This is a genomic window from Streptomyces sp. CB02923 (assembly GCF_001905005.1).
Taxonomy (GTDB): Bacteria; Actinomycetota; Actinomycetes; order Streptomycetales; family Streptomycetaceae; genus Streptomyces.
Window position 1 is genome coordinate 216,968 of sequence record NZ_LWKZ01000001.1, and the last position, 15,042, is coordinate 232,009.

Sequence of the window (15,042 nt, forward strand, 5' to 3'; positions counted from 1 at the left end):
AACGTGCAATGACTCGATGACACGCCGTTGCGGCCCCTAGGATTCCCTTTATCACCTCACCGGTCTCTTTCGACAGGAACCCCATGAGCGACACTTCCTCCCCCTACGGCTTCGAGCTCGTGCGGCGTGGGTACGACCGCGGTCAGGTGGACGACCGCATCTCGAAGCTGGTCGCCGACCGCGACAGCGCCCTGGCCCGTATCACCTCGCTGGAGAAGCGGATCGAGGAGCTGCACCTCGAAACGCAGAACGCCCAGGCCCAGGTCAATGACGCCGAACCGTCCTACGCGGGCCTCGGCGCGCGCGTGGAGAAGATCCTCCGGCTCGCGGAGGAAGAGGCGAAGGACCTGCGCGAAGAGGCCCGGCGGGCCGCCGAGCAGCACCGCGAGCTGGCCGAGTCGTCCGCCCAGCAGGTCCGTAACGACGCCGAGCAGTTCGCGACGGACCGCAAGGCCAAGGCCGAGGACGAGGGCGCCCGCATCGTCGAGAAGGCGCAGGGCGAGGCCACCGCGCTGCGCGCCGAGGCGCAGAAGGACGCACAGTCCAAGCGGGAGGAGGCGGACTCCCTCTTCGAGGAGACCCGCGCCAAGGCCGCGCAGGCCGCCGCGGACTTCGAGACCAACCTCGCCAAGCGCCGCGAGCAGTCCGAGCGGGACCTGGCCTCGCGTCAGGCCAAGGCCGAGAAGCGGCTGGCGGAGATCGAGCACCGGGCCGAGCAGCTGCGGCTGGAGGCCGAGAAGCTGCGGACGGACGCGGAGCGCCGGGCCCGCCAGACGGTGGAGACGGCGCAGCGCCAGGCCGAGGACATCGTGGCCGACGCGAACGCGAAGGCGGACCGGATCCGCAGCGAGTCCGAGCGGGAGCTGGCGGCGCTGACCAACCGCCGCGACTCGATCAACGCCCAGCTGACGAACGTCCGCGAGATGCTCGCGACGCTCACCGGTGCGGCGGTCGCCGCGGCCGGTACCCCGGCGGACGAGGAGCCGATCTCCCGCGGCGTCCCGGCGCAGCAGTCGCGCTGAGGCGCCGTTCGCCGTGGTGACGCCGGTGCGGCCGGCGGGCTTTTTTGGCCCGTCTCCGTGACGGCCGGTACCGCGCAGCACGGCGCAGGCGTTTTCCGCCCGCCCCGCCTCTCTCCGGAGGCCGGGCGGGCGGAATGCTTTCAGCAGATCTGCGGACCGTCGTACCGGAGACCTGCGGACCGTCGTACCGGCCCGTACGGGTCGCCCCCGGCTCTCGGCAGCCCCCGGTGCGCGATGTCCGGTACGCCCGAGATGCGGGCCCTCCGGCCCCCGCTTAGCGTGCTGTACATGATCCAGATCGAGGGGCTGACCAAACGGTACGGCGACAAGCTCGCCGTGGACGGGCTGACCTGCACGGTGCGGCCCGGGATCGTCACCGGCTTCCTCGGCCCCAACGGCGCCGGCAAGTCCACGACCATGCGGATGATGCTCGACCTGGACCATCCGACGTCGGGACGGGTCCGTATCGACGGACGCCACTACCGGCAGCTGTCCAACCCCTTGAAGCACATCGGCGCCCTGCTGGACGCCAAGGCCGTGCACGGCGGCCGGAGCGCCTTCAGCCACCTGCTGTGCCTGGCACAGAGCAACGGCATCCCGCGCGCCCGCGTCCACGAGGTACTGGACACCGTCGGACTCACCGCGGTGTCCAAGAAGCGCTCCAAGGGCTTCTCCCTGGGCATGGGCCAGCGCCTGGGCATCGCGGCGGCACTGCTCGGCGACCCCGAGATCCTGATGTTCGACGAGCCGGTCAACGGGCTCGACCCCGAAGGCATCCACTGGATCCGCAACCTGATGAAGGGTCTGGCGGCGCAGGGCCGTACGGTCTTCGTCTCCTCGCACCTGATGAGCGAGATGGCGCTGACCGCCGAACACCTGATCGTCATCGGCCAGGGGCGGCTGCTGGCGGACACCTCGATGGCGGAGTTCATCCGGCAGAACTCACGCTCGTACGTACGGATGCGGTCGCCGGAGCGCGAGCGGCTGCTCGAAGCGCTCGCGGGGGCCGGGTACACGGCGGTGGCGTCCGGCGACGCGCTGGAGGTCGACGGGGCGAGCGCCGCCGCCCTCGGCGAACTGGCCGCGCAGCACCGGCTCGTCCTGCACGAACTGAGCCCGCAGCAGGCATCCCTGGAGGAGGCGTTCATGCAGCTGACCGCCGGATCGGTGGAATATCACGCGCATTCGGAGGAGCCACGGCCGGCGGCGCCGGACGGCACCCTGCCGGAGGCGCCCCCACCGCCGGGCGCACCGGAGGCGCCGGGAACACCGGACGCGCCGGGAGCACGGAACACGCGGGGAGCACCGGACGCGCCGCCCGGCGGCGGCTGGGGCGCCGACTGGCGGAACAAGAAGCGGGGGTCCTGACGATGGCGGCGGTCTCCCAGGTCCTGAGGTCGGAGTGGACCAAGATCCGGTCGGTGCGGTCCACGGTGTGGACCCTGGGCATCGCGCTGGTCGTCACGGTCGCGCTGGGCGCGCTGATCTGCCTGCTCGCCTCGAACGACTTCGGCACCATGTCCCCCCGCGACCGGCTCACCTTCGACCCCACGAACATCAGCTTCGCCGGGATGGGCCTCGGCCAGCTCGCGATGATCGTCTTCGGGGTGCTGGTGGTCTCCAACGAGTACAGCACCGGCATGATCCTCACCTCGCTCGCCGCCGTGCCGCAGCGCGGCACCTTCCTCTTCAGCAAGGTCGCCGTCGCCGCCCTGCTCGCCCTCGTCGTCTCCTTCGTGACCGCCTTCCTCTCCTTCTTCATCGGACAGGCACTGCTCGGCGCGCACGCGGCGACCCTCGGCGACCACGGCGTCCTGCGGGCCGTGGTGGGCGGCGGGCTGTACATGACGCTGATCGCGGTGTTCTCGATGGGCGTGGCCACGATGCTGCGCAGCCCCATGCTGGCGCTGGGCATCCTGATGCCGTTCTTCTTCCTGATCTCCAACATCCTGGGGAACGTCTCGGCCACCAAGAAGATCGGCTGGTACCTCCCCGACCAGGCCGGCCAGAAGATCATGCAGGTGGTGCCGCCGGCCGGCAGCGAGGTGCCGTACGGGCCGTGGGGCGGGTTCGTCATCATGCTCGCGTGGACGGCGGCCGTACTGCTGTGCGGGTATGTCCTGTTGAAGCGGCGCGACGCATGAGACGCCGGGCTCCGGAGCCGCCTGCCCGGCGCCGGTCCCCGTGGTCCCGCACGCCCCGCCGGCCCGCGTTTTGACGGGAACCGTCAGCCTGCGGATAACCTCCTAACCCTCACGGGGGTACGAGAGCACCTCTGCCCCGAACCATTTTTGAGGGGCGGAGAATGATCGAGGCATTCGGCCTGACGAAGCGCTACGGCGCCAAGACGGCCGTGCACAACCTGTCGTTCCAGGTGCGGCCGGGCACCGTCACCGGGTTCCTGGGGCCCAACGGCTCCGGCAAATCCACGACCATGCGCATGATCCTCGGCCTGGACACCCCGACGACCGGGCGCGTCACGATCGGTGGCATCCCGTTCCGCCAGGTCCCCAACGCCCCGCGGCACGTCGGCGCGCTGCTCGACGCCAAGGCCGTGCACGGCGGCCGCAGCGCGCGCCAGCACCTGCTCTGCCTCGCGCAGCTCTCCGGCATCCCGGCCCGCCGGGTCGACGAAGTGCTCGGCGTGGTCGGCCTCCAGGACGTCGCCCGCAAGCGCTCCAACGGCTTCTCGCTCGGCATGGGCCAGCGCCTGGGCATCGCGGCGGCACTGCTCGGCGACCCGCAGGTGCTGCTCTTCGACGAGCCGGTCAACGGCCTGGACCCCGAGGGCATCCTGTGGGTCCGCAACCTGATGAAGCAGCTGGCCGCCGAGGGCCGTACGGTCTTCGTCTCCTCGCACCTGATGAGCGAGATGGCGCTGACCGCCGAACACCTGATCGTCATCGGCCGCGGCCAGCTGCTGGCCGACATGTCGGTCAAGGACTTCATCTCGGCCAACTCCGCCGACTTCGCGCGCGTCCGCACCCCGGACACCGAGCCGGAGCTGCGCGAGAAGCTGGGCTCGCTGCTCGGCGAGGCAGGTGCCCGGGTCGCCCCGGAACAGGACGGCGCACTGCGCGTCAGCGGGCTGCCGCTGCCCCGCATCAGCGACCTCGCCCACGACGCGGACATCCGCCTGTGGGAGCTGTCGCCGCACCAGGCGTCCCTGGAAGAGGCGTACATGCAGCTGACGCAGGGCGCCGTGGACTACCGCTCGACGGCCGACCAGCGGACCGGCCTCCAGCAGCAGGCGCCCGCCCACGCACCGCAGGGCCCCGGTGCGCCGGGGCAGCCGCCGCAGGGGTACGCACCCGGAGCGCCGCAGCCCGGCCCGTACGGGCACCCCGGCCACCCGGGGCAGCCGCAGGGCCACCCCGGGGCCCAGGGACAGCCGAACCCGTACGCGCAGGGGCCCGGCGGCGCGCCGGGCCAGGGCTACCCGCCGCCGGTGGCCGGCCAGGGCTCGCCGTACGGACAGCCGAACCCGTACGGGCAGCCGCAGCCGGGCCCGCAGGCCGGCGCCCCGGCGCCGATGCCGCACGCCGCCCAGCCCGCCGCCCCCGCCGACATCTCCACGCCGCACACCGAGGACGCCCGATGACCAGCCCTCAGCAGCCGCAGCCGCAGCCTGAGCCGCACGACACCGACGCTCCCGGCGCGGGCGTCCCGGCGCCCCCGGCCGGGGCCCCGCAGCCGCCCGCGCAGCCGCCCGCCGAGCAGCCGGAGCCCCGGCCGCTGGCCGCGCACTCCCGGCCGGAGCAGCAGCCCGGCGGACAGCCCCCGGCCCAGCCGCCCCTGCCGCCGCAGGCGGGCCAGGCTGCGCAGGAGGGTGCTCCCGCCCGCGAGGCGGGCACGATGATGCTCCAGGCTCAGCAGCCGCCCGCCGCCGCGCCCGGCCAGGAGGCCGGGACGATGATGCTCCAGGCCCAGTCGGCGCCGCAGGCCCAGTCCGCGCCGCAGGGCGCGCCCGTCCCGCCCGGCCCGCACGTCCCGCAGGGCGCGCCCAGGGACGCGGGCACGATGACGCTCCAGGCCCAGCAGCCGCCCGCCGGTTTCCCGCCGCCGCAGGCGCCCCAGCAGGCGCCCCAGCAGCCGCACCAGCCCGCACAGCAGCAAGCGCAGCAGCCTCCTCATCAGCAGCAGATCCCCGCCGCCTGGCAGGCCGCCGGTCCCGGCGGCACCGCCCCGGCCTACGTCTCGCCGATCCCGGTGCGCCGCACCAACCTCGGCCACGCTCTCGCCTCCGAGTGGACGAAGATCCGCTCGGTGCGCTCCACGATGTGGACGCTGGGCGCGATGATCCTGCTGAACGTCGGTATCGGGCTGCTGACGTCGCTGGCGCTGGCGGGCCCGGACCGGGTGGTCGAGCCGGTGCTCGGCTTCGCCTGGTTCGGCCTGCTGCTCGGGACGCTGTGCGTGATCCCGCTCGGCGTGCTGGTGATCTCCTCGGAGTACGGCACCGGCATGATCCGTACGACGTTCACGGCCTGTCCGAGCCGGGCCCGGGTGCTGACCGCCAAGGCGATCGTCCTGTTCGCCCTGACGTTCGCCTTCACCACCGTCTCCAACGCGCTGGTCGCGGTGGCGCACGCCGGGATGCTCAACGGCCCGGCTCCGACCGGTGACCAGTGGCTGCGTGCCACGGTCGGCTCGGGTCTGTACGTCGCCCTGCTGAGCCTGCTGGCCCTGGGGGCGGGCACGCTGCTGCGGCACTCGGCCGGCGCGATCAGCGCGATGATGGGCCTGGTCCTGCTGCCCATGCTGATGGCCGTGTTCATGGTCGGTTCGGACAGCCTGCGCCCGTTCGCGACCAAGCTGATCGAGTACTCGATCCCGAACAACCTCGGCGCGCTCTACGGCCAGCCGTTCCTGCCCGACGGCCCGGCCGGCTGGCAGCCGCTGCTCGTCCTGGCGGTGGTCACCGCCGTCGTCCTCGGTGGCGCCTACGGGGCGCTGGAGAAGCGCGACGTCTGACGTTCAGTACCGCGGTGCGTTACGGGACCGCTGGAGCCGTGCGCTCCGGCGGTCCCGTGCGTTCCAGCACGCCTTGTGCCAGTGTCTGCGCTCGTCCACGTCGCCCTCCCGCGGCCAGGCGACGACGTGCGGCACCCCCGGCGGGATCTCCTGGTCGCACCCCGGGCACCGGTAGTGCTTGGCCGTGCCGCCGCCCCCCAGGTGCCGTACGACCCACTCCTCGCCGTGCCACTCCTCGGTACGTTCGAGACCGTAGCGGCCCCCGCCCGCGTGGTCGGCTGGCTTCTCACCGCCGCGAGAGCGGTTTCGACGCGGAGACACTGGGCACCTCGGGAAATCTGCGGAGTCACGGGCCGTCACCACCCTACGCGGCTCCGTCATGGGGCGATGCCGGTCACCACAATCCTGCGATCATCAGGAAACTGCGCCCAGGGCCGTGCCCTTGGCACGTGTCACACGTTGTTGCCTGTTAGGGGGATGTCGCGTCGGCTGCGAGGAGGCAGAAGAGCGATGCGCGTTGGGGCTTTCATTCTGGCCGCTCAGTTTCCGGGCCAGGGGCAGGGGGAGGCGCTGCACCGGGCGGTGCGGTCCGCGGAAGTGGCGGAGGAGGCGGGGCTCGACGCCGTCTGGCTGGCGGAGCACCACTTCGTGCCGTACGGGGTGTGTCCGTCCGCGGCGACGCTCGCCGCCCTGCTGCTGGGCCGTACCCGCACCATCGGCGTCGGCACGTCCGTCAGCGTGCTGCCGACCCAGCACCCGGTCGCCCTCGGGGAGCAGGCCGCGCTGCTGCACCTGACCTCCGGCGGGCGGTTCACCCTCGGTGTCGGCCGCGGTGGTCCCTGGGTGGACCTGGAGGTCTTCGGCTCCGGGCTGGCGGCCTACGAGCAGCACTTCCCGGAGTCGCTGGACCTGCTGCTGCGCTGGCTGCGCGAGCCGCGGGTCGGCGCCGCGGGGAAACGTCACTCGTTCCGGGAGGTCGCCGTCGTGCCGCGGCCCGACGAGTCGCTGGAGATGCCGGCCGGCCCGCCCGTCGTCCTCGCCTGCACCTCGCCCGGGTCGGTGCGGCTGGCCGCCGAGCGCGGGCTGCCCATGCTGCTGGGGATGCACTGCGGTGACGAGGACAAGGCGGAGATGGTCGCGCTGTGGCGCCGCGTCTCGCTGGCGGCCGGGCGGGACCCGGCCCTGGTCGCGGCCGCGGAGCACGTCTCGGCCGGTGTGGTGCAGGTCGGCGACACCCGCCAGGGCGCGGCCGAGGTCCTCACGAAGGCCATGCCGGGCTGGCTGCGGCGCGGGCTGGCCGCCCACGAGACGGTCGACGGCCGCTACCGCGCCATGCGCGACCCCCTGGCGTACACGGAACTGCTCTGCGACCTGCATCCGGTCGGGCCGCCGAAGCTGTGCGCCGACCGGCTCGCGGCCTCGGCCGAGCGGACGGGCATCCGCCGCTTCGCACTGCTCGTGGAGGGTTCCGGCGATCTGGACGCCACCGAGGAGAACGTACGGCGGCTGGGGGCCGAGGTGCTGCCGCGGCTCGGCTGAGCCGGGCGTGGGGCGGGGCACCGGGCCGGATGTGGCGCGGGGCGCGGCGGCCCGCGCGGCCGGTGGGGTGTCCCGGTCCCGGTCCGCCGCCTGGCGCGATAGTGACGGTATCCGGCCCCGCGACCGGAAGGCTCCGTTCACCTGCGCCGACTCTGGGTGACCGGAGCCGAGTTGACCGGTGCTGCCGCTGGCGCGCCGGCGTCGCACGGCCGCACGTCGCGCGTGCGCAGCGGCAGCATCTCCGGTCAGCAGTCGCGCAGCTCGGGCGACTGGTTCAGCAGCTGGCCCCGGATGGAGGTGAACTTGGCCAGCCTGCCGTCCACCGACGGGTCGAGCGGGAAGACCGCGACCCGGTGGCAGTTCTGGAATGCCAGCCGCACACCGAAGTGACGCTCCAGGGACCCGCGTATCGCGTCACTCGCCAGCGCACGCAGCAGCTGACCGCGCGCCTGCTCGTCCGGCGGCGGCGTCTGGTTGTCGGCGAACTGTCCGCCGTCCACCTTCAGCTGGGCCGCCAGGGAGCTGATCATCCCCCATGCGTAGGGCAAGGAGGTCCGGACGCAGTCGACAAATTCCGCTTCGTCGACCTCGCCTCGCTCGGCCTGTTCGAGGAGGGCCGGTGAGACGTCGAGCGACATGAGGTTCTCCTCTCGCGGTCCCGCCGGGGCGGGGCCTCAGGGATGGGACGGGGGTTCGCGACGGAGCGTGTCCGTATCACGACCCCCCGCTTCAACGGTATGCCGCACACCCGGACCGCACCAGGAGATTGCAGAGACAACCGGCCACCGTCCCCCCCGGGCGGTCCAGGGGCGAATCGCGCCCGCGGCCTCCGGTCGAGTAGCGTGGCGCACCATGCGTCTCGTCATTGCCCGTTGCTCCGTGGACTACGCGGGCCGGCTCAGTGCCCATCTCCCGTCGGCCCCCCGCCTGATCCTCGTGAAGGCGGACGGTTCGGTCTCCATCCACGCGGACGACCGGGCCTACAAGCCCCTCAACTGGATGTCCCCGCCGTGCACCCTCAAGGAGGGCGACGGCAGCGTGTGGACGGTGGAGAACAAGGGGGGCGAGAAGCTCATCATCACCCTGGAAGAGGTGATGCACGACTCCGCCCACGAGCTGGGAGTGGACCCGGGCCTCATCAAGGACGGGGTGGAAGCGCACCTTCAGGAGCTGCTCGCCGACCGGATCGAGACCCTCGGCGAGGGCTACTCGCTCATCCGGCGCGAATACCCCACCGCCATCGGCCCGGTGGACATCCTGTGCCGGGACGCGGACGGCGGGACGGTCGCCGTGGAGATCAAGCGGCGCGGTGAGATCGACGGTGTCGAGCAGCTCACCCGCTACCTCGAACTCCTCAACCGCGACCCGCACTTGGCTCCGGTCAAGGGCGTCTTCGCGGCCCAGGAGATCAAGCCGCAGGCGCGGGTGCTGGCCACCGACCGCGGCATCGGCTGCGTCGTCCTGGACTACAACGGGCTGCGCGGCATCGAGGACGACAAGCTGCGGCTGTTCTGAGCCGCTCCGCCCGCTCCGGGCGGGGCCGGGGCGCCCGCTCCACGCGGGGCAGGACGGCCCGCCGGTACGGATGACGACGGCCCGGTACGGGAGCGCCCGCCAAGGTGGCGGACGGTCGCGTACCGGGCCGTCGTGCTGCGCTCAGACGTTGTCCGTACCGCCGGTCGTACCACCGCTCGTGCCGCCGGAGGTGGTGGACGCCGAGCCGCTGCCGTTGGCGCTGCTGGGCGCCGGGTTGCCCGTGGTCCCGGTCGGGTCCTGGCTGGTCGGCTTGTCGGTGGGCTTGTCGGTCGGTTTGTCCGTCGGTTTGTCGGTGGGCTTGTCCGTCGGTTTGTCGGTCGGCTTGTCCGTGGGCTTGCCGGTCCCCGTCCCCGTGTCGGTGGGCCGGGTGGTCGGGTCGGTCGGCCGCGTCGTCGGGTCGGTCGGGCGGGTGGTGCCGTCCGTCGGCCGGGTCGTCGGGTCGGTCGGGCGGTTGCTGGGGGCGGCGGTCGTGCCGTTGACCGGCTGCCCGCTGGTGCCCGGCGTGCCCGGTGCCGTCGAGCCGGAGCCCGTGCCGGTGCGGCTGCCCTGGCCGGTGCGGGTGCGGTCGGTGCCCGGCTGGTCGGCGGGCATGCCGTCGCCGTCCTGGCCCGGTTCGGCGGACTGCTCGGTCTTGACCTTCTCGCCCGTGCCGTCGTCGGACCCGGAGACCGCGCCCAGGGTGACGACCGTGCCCAGTACGGCGATGAGCAGCGCGCCCGCGCCCGCGGCGACCAGGTTGCGACGGGCGCCGAGCACCATGGCCTTGCGGCTGCCCGCCTTGCCGCCGCCCGCGCCGCCGCTCGCGACGGCGCTGCGGGTGACCACGGTGGGCGCGGTCGCGTCGACGGCCGGGGCCGCGGCGAGTCCGGCGGGCACCCCGCCGGGTGGCGACGCCGACTCCTCCGAGCGCGCGTCCGGGATCTCCTCGCCGGCCGCCGCTGCCGTGCCGGCGGGCGGGGTGAACGTGCCGGAGCGGTCGGCGACCAGGGCCAGCGCGCGCCGTCCCGCGACGGCGCCGCGCCGGTCGGAGAGCACACCGCGCAGCCCTATCGAGGCCTCCAGCTCGGCCCGTGCCCGGTCCAGGTTGCCGGTGCACAGCGCGAGCACGCCCAGCTCGTGGTGGAAGTACGCCTCCTCGGCCACCTCTCCGGCGATCCGGGCGGCCTCCGCGCCGTGCCGCAGGCTGCGCTCCCAGGCGCTCCAGTTCAGGGCGGCGGCGAAGGCCGGGGCGGCCGTACGGGCCAGCAGGACGGCGGCGCTGGGGTGGCCGCTGTCCCGGCTGCCGGTCAGTACGCCCATCGCGGCGAGGATCGCGTCGGACTCGGCGGCGGCCCGCTCGGGGGTGACCGAGGGGTGGCCGGCCCACCAGGCGTAGTGCTGGGCGGCGGTCAGGGCCCGCTCGCCCGCGCCGTCGTCGTACCCGGCGGCGGCGAGCTGGTCCGCCACGGTCGCGGCGAGCCGGTAGTGGGCCCCGGCCGGGGTGATCAGTCCGCAGTCCAGGAGTTCGCCGAGGGCGGCGTCCGCGTGGGTGTCCTGGGCGAGTGCGGGCAGGTGCGCCTGGTGGGGCAGCTCGCCGCCCAGGGCGACCGCGAAGCGCAGCGTCTCGCGCGCCGCCTCGCTCAGCCGGGAGGCGATCAGCGGCGCGGGCGAGGCGGCCTCGCCGACGGGCGGCAGCGGTGCGTCGTGGCCGTCGCCGGACGCGTCGTCGAAGCCGTGCCCGTCGAAGGCGTCCTGACCCGCGCGCACCCGCTGCCGCAGCAGCGCTCCGGCCTGCACGAAGCGCAGCGGCAGCCCCTCGGACTCGAACCACAGGTCCGCGGCCCACGCGGCCTCTTCGTCGGTGAGCGGGCGGCCGACGACGCCCTCCAGCAGTTCCCGGCAGGCGCCGCGGCCGATGCCGCCGAGGACGACCTCTTCGAGGTGGGAGCCGGGCGAGGGGGCGGCGACGTCGGGGGTGGCGGCGAGCAGGAAGGCGCACTCGGGGGTGGCGCCCAGCAGTTCGTCCAGCGCGGCGCCGCCGAACTCCAGGTCGTCCAGGACGACGATCGCGCCGATCTCGCCGAGCAGCCGCAGCAGCTCGCCGCGGTCGGGGCGGTGCAGCGGGGCCCGGTGGACGGCGGCGAACAGCTCGTACATCACGTCGGTGGGCGTGCGGCGGTATCCGGAGAGCCGCACCACGCCGTCGGGGGCCAGGCCGTCGCAGGCGGTGGCGGCGGCGTCCAGCAGGCGCGTACGGCCCGATCCGGAGGCTCCGGTGACGCGTACGGATCTGCCGCGGGACAGCAGCCGCACCAGCCGGTCGGTCTCCTCGGCGCGCTCCAGGAGCGCGCCCTGGCGGCCCGCGGAGACCGGCACCGCGGGCGGTTCGGCGGCGCGGGCCAGCTCGGCGCGCTCGGCGGGGCCGTGCTTGCCGGGGACGGCGGGCTGCTCGCCGGGCGGGCAGGGTTCGATCTCGCTGCCGTCGACCGGGTTGACGGTGAGCAGGTAGGGGCCCGACACGAGCTGTACGGTGCGGGCGAGCCCGCCGGGGGCGGCTGCGGAGCCGCCGGCCGGGGGTCCCGGCGTCGTGGCAGGGGCGTCCTGCTCGCCGTACTCCTCAGGTCCCCGGTTGGTGTTCGGGTCCATGGTGAAATGCCCCCCAGATGCGCTTGGCGTGCCGACCGACCGTTTGCGTCCCGGCCGTCCGCACTCCCCCAGCCTCCGGCCGGGGTGCTCCCCGGCCGCCGCTTCTGGTCCGGTGCCCGCCGTGCGGTGTACCGGACGGCGGAAAACCGAACCTTAGACCTTCGCCCAGTATCTACGATGCGCCGGGGTCCGTTCCTGCCCGGAACGTCACAGTGTTGTGAGAATCCTTCGGGTATGCGGCTTTTTGATCTTGCCGTCGGCGCCGTCAGACCCGCGGCAGGGTCTCGGCCGCGATGCCGCCCTCGATGGCGAGGATGCGGTGCAGGCGGGTGGCGACCAGGAGCCGCTGCATCTGCGGCGGTACGCCGCGGAGCACGAGCCGGCGGTTGGCCCGCCCGGCGCGGCGGTGCGCTCCCATGATCACGCCGAGGCCGGTGGCGTCCCACGAGTCGAGTCCGGTCAGGTCCAGCACGAGATCGCCCTGACCGGAGTCGACGGCGGTGTGCAGGACGGTTCGGGCGTCCGCCGCGCTGCGGACGTCGAGGCGGCCCCCGACGACCAGCTCGGCGTGGTCGCCCCTGATGTGCATATGCGCTCCCCGGGTGATGAGTGCTCGATCGTTACGTCTACAGAACTGACTGCCTCTCATGCGGCGAAGTTGCCGCCTGTAAGCGAACCGATACCGAATTCACCCCGGAGGGTGACGACGCCGGGCCCGTGCGCCTGACGCGCCGGCCACCGTGGCGGGCATGCCGCCAGCGGCCGGCGCCCCGGCCGCCACGCTCTGGCGGTGCCGGAGGCCGGGCCTGACGCAGCGTCAGTGCGGTGCGGGGTCCGGGCCCGCCCGACGCGGTATCAGTGCTCGTAGAAGCCTTGCCCACTCTTGCGGCCGATATCGCCGGCATCCACCATCCGCCGCATGATCTCCGGCGGCGCGAACTTCTCGTCCTGGGACTCGGTGTAGATGTTGTCGGCGGCGTGCAGCAGGATGTCCACGCCGGTCAGGTCGGCGGTGGCCAGCGGCCCCATGGCGTGCCCGAAGCCCAGCTTGCAGGCGGTGTCGATGTCCTCGGCGCTGGCCACGCCGGACTCGTACAGCTTCGCCGCCTCGACGACCAGCGCCGAGATGAGGCGGGTGGTCACGAAGCCGGCCACGTCGCGGTTGACGACGATGCAGGTCTTGCCGACGGACTCGGCGAACGCGCGGGCGGTGGCGAGGGTTTCGTCGCTGGTCTTGTAGCCGCGTACCAGTTCGCACAGCTGCATCATCGGCACCGGCGAGAAGAAGTGCGTGCCCACCACCCGCTCGGGGCGCGCGGTGGCCGCGGCGATCTTGGTGATCGGGATGGCCGAGGTGTTGGAGGCGAGCACCGCCTCGTCCTTGGCCAGCTTGTCCAGGTTCGTAAAGATCTCGCGCTTGACGTCGATCCGCTCGAAGACGGCCTCGACGACGATGTCCGCGTCGGCCACCGCGTCCAGGTCGGTCGTGGTGGTGATCCTGCCGAGCGCCTTCCCGGCGTCCTCCGCGGCCAGCTTGCCCTTGCTCACGAACTTCTCGTACGAGGCCTCGATGCCGCCCTTGCCGCGGGCCAGCGCGCCTTCCGTCACATCGCGGAGGACGACCTCCCAGCCCGCCTGGGCCGAGACCTGCGCGATGCCGGACCCCATGAGTCCGGCCCCGATGACGGCGAGCTTCTTTGCCACTTGCTGTCCCCTAACACGCTGTACATCCGACGGCTCTCAGCAGTGACGTTAGCGCCCGCCGACGATCGATAGGAGGGTTAGAGATGCGCGTCACGTCTCAGATGACGGACATCACACCGCGGGGCCTCATCCGCCCCCGCGCACGGCATAGTTGAGGACCTTTGCGCTGAGCGCGTCCTCCAGGTCGTCGAGCAGGACGAGCGCTTCGCGTGACACCTCGTCGGGTGCGCGCCCGGCCATCATCGCGCGGGCGACGTGCGCCGCGAGCGTGGCGTGCACCCAGTTGAGCTGACCGGCCACCAGGAGCGGCAGCCAGTCGTCCGCCGCCGCGCCGGCCTCCTGACGCAGGGTCTCCTCCAGACGGGTGAGCTGTTCCTGCTGGAGGTGCCAGAGGCGGGCCTTGAGGGTGGCCGCGCCGTCGATGACGCGCAGGAAGCGGTCGTAGCCCTCGACCAGTCCGACGGCGGGCGAGACCGCTTCGACCTGTTCGCGCAGTTCGCGCAGGACGGCGGCGGCCGCGGACTCCCCCGCGTCCCGGCCGCGCACGTAGCGCGCGAGGCGGTCCACCAGCCCGGCGCCGCGGTCCATGAAGAGGTCTTCCTTGGCCGGGAAGTAGTTGTAGACGGTGTTGACCGAGACGTCGCAGACCTCGGCGATCTCCGCGATGGTCACCGCGTCGAAGCCGCGCTCCAGGAACAGGCCGGTGGCCATGTCCGAGATGTGCTGGCGCGTCTGCCGCTTCTTGCGCTCCCTGAGTCCCTCAGCCATGTCCCGCATCGTACGCCTTCTTGGTGGTTCTGAAATTTTGGGGGCGTTGCAAAATTTCAGTGTCTCTGTTTTTCTGTGCGGCATGGCAGTCATCACCGCGTCCGGCCTGGCCCGGACCTTCACCACCCGACGCGGCACCGTCGAAGCCGTACGCGGCGTCGACCTCACCGCCGAGCGCGGCGAGATCCTCGGCCTGCTCGGCCCCAACGGCGCCGGGAAGACCACCACCCTGCGGATGCTCACCACGCTCCTCGCCCCCACCGGGGGCAGCGCGACCGTGGCCGGCTGCGACCTCGTCCGCGACCCGGCCGGCGTCCGGCGCAGCACCGGCTACGTCGCCCAGACCGGCGGCGTCGACCCGCACCTCTCCGTACGGGAGGAGCTGGTGACCCAGGGGCGCCTCTACCGCCTGCCGAAGCCCCGGGCAGCGGCCCGCGCCGGGGAGCTGGCGCACGCCCTCGGCCTCGACGGGCTGCTGGACCGCACGTGCGCGTCGCTGTCCGGAGGGCAGCGGCGGCGGCTGGACATCGCGATGGGTCTGATGCACCGGCCCGCGGTGCTCTTCCTGGACGAGCCGACGACGGGGCTCGACCCCGGCAGCCGGGCCGGCCTGTGGGAGCTGGTCCGGCGGCTGCGCACGGACTTCGGCACCACCGTCTTCCTGACCACCCATTACCTCGACGAGGCGGACGCGCTCGCCGACCGCCTCGTGGTCGTGGACCAGGGCGTGGTGGCCGCCGAGGGCACCCCGCGCGCGCTCAAGACCGAGTACGCCGGCTCGCCCGGTGCGTCCCTCCAGGACGCCTTCCTCGCGATCACCGGGCGCGGCCCCGCCCCGGCGGACACCACCCCCGTAGCCGTCTGACCGCCCCTC

The 15,042-nt window shown here is 73.1% G+C and carries 14 protein-coding genes; 8 read left to right on the forward strand and 6 right to left on the reverse strand.

The genetic code is table 11. The features are described from left to right. The first annotated feature begins 83 nt into the window (after positions 1-83). The 5 genes from A6A06_RS00845 (at position 84) to A6A06_RS40605 (ending at position 5,996) form a co-directional block, all read left to right on the forward strand. Entirely contained in the window at positions 84-1,022 is a 939-nt protein-coding gene (locus A6A06_RS00845) for a cellulose-binding protein (RefSeq protein ID WP_073757764.1), read from the forward strand. A 288-nt stretch (positions 1,023-1,310) separates the two neighbouring features. Continuing rightward, positions 1,311-2,390: an ABC transporter ATP-binding protein gene (locus A6A06_RS00850; RefSeq protein ID WP_073759587.1), complete on the forward strand. Its 1,080-nt coding sequence runs from the start codon at positions 1,311-1,313 to the stop codon at positions 2,388-2,390. Positions 2,391-2,392: 2 nt separating this feature from the next. Next, a complete protein-coding gene (locus A6A06_RS00855; RefSeq protein WP_073757765.1) occupies positions 2,393-3,166 on the forward strand; it encodes an ABC transporter permease in 774 nt (257 codons plus the stop codon). 161 nt (positions 3,167-3,327) lie between these two features. After that, the gene (locus A6A06_RS00860) at positions 3,328-4,623 is read left to right on the forward strand and encodes an ATP-binding cassette domain-containing protein (RefSeq protein ID WP_073757766.1); all 1,296 of its coding nucleotides are present in this window, start codon (positions 3,328-3,330) and stop codon (positions 4,621-4,623) included. Further along, entirely contained in the window at positions 4,620-5,996 is a 1,377-nt protein-coding gene (locus A6A06_RS40605; protein WP_079193718.1) for an ABC transporter permease subunit, read from the forward strand. The genes A6A06_RS00860 and A6A06_RS40605 overlap by 4 nt, the downstream gene beginning before the upstream one ends. A gap of 3 nt (positions 5,997-5,999) precedes the next feature. On the opposite strand, the gene A6A06_RS00870 is transcribed toward A6A06_RS40605, so the two are convergent. Next, positions 6,000-6,317, reverse strand: coding sequence for an ATP/GTP-binding protein (locus A6A06_RS00870; RefSeq protein ID WP_073757767.1), 318 nt, complete (start codon positions 6,315-6,317; stop codon positions 6,000-6,002). Between the two features lie 189 nt (positions 6,318-6,506). Here A6A06_RS00870 and A6A06_RS00875 point away from each other — a divergent pair, with 189 nt between their 5' ends. Further along, entirely contained in the window at positions 6,507-7,535 is a 1,029-nt protein-coding gene (locus A6A06_RS00875) for an LLM class flavin-dependent oxidoreductase (RefSeq protein ID WP_073757768.1), read from the forward strand. Positions 7,536-7,780: 245 nt separating this feature from the next. On the opposite strand, the gene A6A06_RS00880 is transcribed toward A6A06_RS00875, so the two are convergent. Further along, the gene (locus A6A06_RS00880; RefSeq protein ID WP_073757769.1) at positions 7,781-8,173 is read right to left on the reverse strand and encodes an SCO5389 family protein; all 393 of its coding nucleotides are present in this window, start codon (positions 8,171-8,173) and stop codon (positions 7,781-7,783) included. Between the two features lie 214 nt (positions 8,174-8,387). On the opposite strand from A6A06_RS00880, the gene nucS reads away from it, so the two are divergent. Next, the gene (gene nucS, locus A6A06_RS00885) at positions 8,388-9,050 is read left to right on the forward strand and encodes an endonuclease NucS (protein WP_199930618.1); all 663 of its coding nucleotides are present in this window, start codon (positions 8,388-8,390) and stop codon (positions 9,048-9,050) included. 141 nt (positions 9,051-9,191) lie between these two features. Here nucS and A6A06_RS00890 read toward each other — a convergent pair whose 3' ends face one another. The 4 genes from A6A06_RS00890 to A6A06_RS00905 all read right to left on the reverse strand — a co-directional run bounded on the left by A6A06_RS00890 (position 9,192) and on the right by A6A06_RS00905 (position 14,168). After that, positions 9,192-11,696: an AAA family ATPase gene (locus A6A06_RS00890; protein WP_073757770.1), complete on the reverse strand. Its 2,505-nt coding sequence runs from the start codon at positions 11,694-11,696 to the stop codon at positions 9,192-9,194. 265 nt (positions 11,697-11,961) lie between these two features. Continuing rightward, entirely contained in the window at positions 11,962-12,285 is a 324-nt protein-coding gene (locus A6A06_RS00895; protein WP_073757771.1) for an STAS domain-containing protein, read from the reverse strand. A gap of 266 nt (positions 12,286-12,551) precedes the next feature. Beyond that, on the reverse strand, positions 12,552-13,400 hold the full coding sequence (locus tag A6A06_RS00900) for a 3-hydroxyacyl-CoA dehydrogenase family protein (protein ID WP_073757772.1): 849 nt from the start codon (positions 13,398-13,400) through the stop codon (positions 12,552-12,554). A gap of 126 nt (positions 13,401-13,526) precedes the next feature. Next, complete coding sequence (locus A6A06_RS00905) at positions 13,527-14,168, reverse strand: TetR/AcrR family transcriptional regulator (protein ID WP_073759593.1); 642 nt, start codon at positions 14,166-14,168, stop codon at positions 13,527-13,529. A gap of 82 nt (positions 14,169-14,250) precedes the next feature. On the opposite strand from A6A06_RS00905, the gene A6A06_RS00910 reads away from it, so the two are divergent. Next, a complete protein-coding gene (locus A6A06_RS00910) occupies positions 14,251-15,033 on the forward strand; it encodes an ABC transporter ATP-binding protein (protein ID WP_073757773.1) in 783 nt (260 codons plus the stop codon). Positions 15,034-15,042: the final 9 nt, after the last annotated feature.

What these genes read in the sequence shown, in the direction of transcription:
- A6A06_RS00845 (WP_073757764.1), top strand. Translation starts at nt 84, where the DNA reads ATGAGCGACACTTCCTCCCCCTACGGCTTCGAGCTCGTGCGGCGTGGG.
- A6A06_RS00850 (WP_073759587.1), top strand. Translation starts at nt 1,311, where the DNA reads ATGATCCAGATCGAGGGGCTGACCAAACGGTACGGCGACAAGCTCGCC.
- A6A06_RS00855 (WP_073757765.1), top strand. Translation starts at nt 2,393, where the DNA reads ATGGCGGCGGTCTCCCAGGTCCTGAGGTCGGAGTGGACCAAGATCCGG.
- A6A06_RS00860 (WP_073757766.1), top strand. Translation starts at nt 3,328, where the DNA reads ATGATCGAGGCATTCGGCCTGACGAAGCGCTACGGCGCCAAGACGGCC.
- A6A06_RS40605 (WP_079193718.1), top strand. Translation starts at nt 4,620, where the DNA reads ATGACCAGCCCTCAGCAGCCGCAGCCGCAGCCTGAGCCGCACGACACC.
- A6A06_RS00875 (WP_073757768.1), top strand. Translation starts at nt 6,507, where the DNA reads ATGCGCGTTGGGGCTTTCATTCTGGCCGCTCAGTTTCCGGGCCAGGGG.
- A6A06_RS00880 (WP_073757769.1), bottom strand. Translation starts at nt 8,173, where the DNA reads ATGTCGCTCGACGTCTCACCGGCCCTCCTCGAACAGGCCGAGCGAGGC.
- nucS (WP_199930618.1), top strand. Translation starts at nt 8,388, where the DNA reads ATGCGTCTCGTCATTGCCCGTTGCTCCGTGGACTACGCGGGCCGGCTC.
- A6A06_RS00890 (WP_073757770.1), bottom strand. Translation starts at nt 11,696, where the DNA reads ATGGACCCGAACACCAACCGGGGACCTGAGGAGTACGGCGAGCAGGAC.
- A6A06_RS00895 (WP_073757771.1), bottom strand. Translation starts at nt 12,285, where the DNA reads ATGCACATCAGGGGCGACCACGCCGAGCTGGTCGTCGGGGGCCGCCTC.
- A6A06_RS00905 (WP_073759593.1), bottom strand. Translation starts at nt 14,168, where the DNA reads ATGGCTGAGGGACTCAGGGAGCGCAAGAAGCGGCAGACGCGCCAGCAC.
- A6A06_RS00910 (WP_073757773.1), top strand. Translation starts at nt 14,251, where the DNA reads ATGGCAGTCATCACCGCGTCCGGCCTGGCCCGGACCTTCACCACCCGA.